At 47.3% G+C, this 2,638-nt stretch carries 2 protein-coding genes and 1 pseudogene; all 3 read right to left on the bottom strand.

Annotated elements, in window-relative coordinates; translation table 11 throughout:
* Positions 1-1,046: pseudogene (locus GAC_RS02880) on the bottom strand (hypothetical protein); the annotation flags it as partial.
* 219 nt (positions 1,047-1,265) lie between these two features.
* Positions 1,266-2,288: an NAD(P)/FAD-dependent oxidoreductase gene (locus GAC_RS02875; protein WP_012658954.1), complete on the bottom strand. Its 1,023-nt coding sequence runs from the start codon at positions 2,286-2,288 to the stop codon at positions 1,266-1,268.
* Positions 2,289-2,366: 78 nt separating this feature from the next.
* The coding region (locus GAC_RS02870; protein WP_037349411.1) for a metallopeptidase TldD-related protein at positions 2,367-2,638 on the bottom strand (272 nt) is incomplete at its 5' end.

Raw genomic sequence — 2,638 nt, 5'->3', positions numbered from 1 at the left:
GCATATGCTAGAGCAAGCAAGTTCAAATTATCCTTTAAGTGGTTACTTTCCCCGATTAAACCTAATTTGGTGCGCAGCTTCGTGCTTGTTGCAAGTGTTAGTAGAGTGCTCATCATCTTCACTTCATCAGCGCTACAGTTGCCGGAGTTTTTGTCCCAAAACTTTGACACGGTGAGAAACAACCCCTTGTTGTACGCAACGTCTGTGAGCACATTGACGACCTCCCTATGCGAAAGTGATTGCATCTCCCAAGATACTGACAACATTTTACAACAACGGCTGTCTACTTGCTCTACGGAAGAGGCGAGAAGTAGATGTTTGTATATGCAAACATAATTGGCAAAAAACGTGCTGCCAAAACCGCTTGATAACGCGCTGCAGCCGGACATAATCCTGAGTATGTCTGCCCTGGTGCTGATATGACACCTGAATATCAAAACCGGGGGCGCAGATTTTTGCTTTGGAAAGACAATCGCTACACTTTCGGCTCTTTTCACAACATCCTTGAATTGCTGATAGCTACCAAACCTATTCGTGATATAACTTCCAGAAAGCCTAATTGCCGCGGTTGTATCATCGTTAGGGGCCACACACACCGCGTGCGGGAACACTCCTTTTTTAACAACGTACCATGAATAACGTTGAGACATAAAAGTCAGCTTGGTGCCACTTCTGAGCATCCCCTTCCAACCCTTCGGGGAAAAAATATCCCGAAAGCGCGATATTGACCTATCGCCAACTGAAGAATTTATCTTCAAGAGCAAGGCCGGATCACAGCAGCCAGTCATGCGGTATACTGCAAATACCATCATGGAAATTCCCAACGCCAAACCGCACACAAGCGCGGCAGTACCCCGCATGACCGCGGGAGCACGCCATTGGGCGATACCCACACACGCTGCGCTTATCACCACACAAACCGCAAATACTGCGAGCAAAGCACTCACAGCGCATAATATCCCATCTCTCCACGACGAAGATAGGTTGCTTCGCCTTGCTTCTTCAGAGTTTACCAACGCACCTGAATTTGCTATTTGTCCTTCCATATTCACCCCCTCCATCCACTGGCCAAGATAGCACCCCCACAGATTGCGCGGGCACTATCGCACTACTCGCTAGGATATGGAAATTTTGTCGGGCATTTGTGTGTTTAAAAAAGAAATATATGCCAACTTTGGTCTTGGGTAATAATTGTTTAACTATTTAATAAGTGTGCAACATCTCACCCAGCAATTACCACGCGTTTTCCGTGGCGGCGTCGGTAATTAGCAAGGCATTTTTTTTGAAGTTGAGTATTGGAAGTTTAGCGGAGTTTCGGGGAACAATACTTTATATATGTCATGGCACGCAAGCGCAGATTCAGAAAACCCTACCAATATCAGCTTTAGCTTGCCTTGGTAGTGCGCCACATCTCCTACGGCATATATCCTTGTGCGTGCAGTTCTGCATGTAGACTGGTCTATCGGTATATAAAAACTCTCAACTCCGAGACCCCAATTGGCAATCGGCCCGAGTTTTGCTGAAATTCCAAAAAACGGTAATAGAAAATCCGCATCTATGCGGGTTTCTTCTTTAGAGGATATATTCCTAATAATAACCCCATTTAGCATTCCATCGCTGCCTGCAAGCCCAGCAAGTTGGTATGGGACCAACAACTTGATCTGTCCTCGCTCAGCAAGACTTTCCAAGTTACGTAGAGTATTGGGAGCACAGCGAAATGAGTGCCTACGGTGTATTACATGTACTGAATCCGCAACCTCAGATAGGCTTACCGCCCAATCTGCTGCAGAGTCCCCTCCCCCCGCAATTACTACTCGCTTGCCGCGAAATCTTGATACATCACTTACGTGATAAAAAACGGACTTATCTTCATATTCTGTAATGCCGTCTAAAGGGGGACGATTGGGGCCAAACCCCCCGGAACCGGCGGCAATTACAATTGCTCTGCAGCGCACCCCCACTTTTTTATCTGTTACAACAACGAAGTGTTCTCCTTCCTCTAGTACTTGTTCCGCAGTGTGCCCCAGCAGGTAGGTAGGCTTGAACGGGTCAGCCTGTCGTTTCAGATTATTCACCAAATCCCTAGCCAAGGTTACGGGATACGCTGGTATGTCATATATCGGTTTTTCTGGGTACAGCACTGCACATTGCCCCCCCACCTCACTTAGGGCATCGATGACGCAAGCACTCATCCCAAGCATTCCTGCCTGAAAAACAGTAAAAAGCCCGACCGGACCGGCCCCAATAATAGCCACATCGCTAGTAGCGTGTATTTTCACGCCAATCACCTCCTAAAATTTACCCGTCAAACGTACCACTTCTAAGGTGCTGGGTGATGCGCTCCCGAAGATGGGTAAGATGCGGCACTAGCTAACTCCAGAAACTACCATATTGTCGAACCTCAAAGTTGGGGAATTGACAGATCGCAAAAACGACAAATCATTTGCCGCGCGCATGCCAGCAAACATATCTCGCAAATTCCCAGCCACCGTTATGCCGTGCACCGGATGCGTGAGCTGGCCATTTTCAATCATAAAACCAAAGGCGCCCTGGCTATAATCCCCGGTTGTCAGATTGACCCCAGAACCGAAAAGATCAGTTATGTACACACCTTCTTTGATGTCTGACATCAACAACT

The organism is Anaplasma marginale str. Florida (assembly GCF_000215485.1).
Lineage (GTDB): Bacteria > Pseudomonadota > Alphaproteobacteria > Rickettsiales > Anaplasmataceae > Anaplasma > Anaplasma marginale.
Note: the sequence above shows the minus strand (reverse complement) of the source record. Positions and strands in the feature narration are given on the sequence as shown.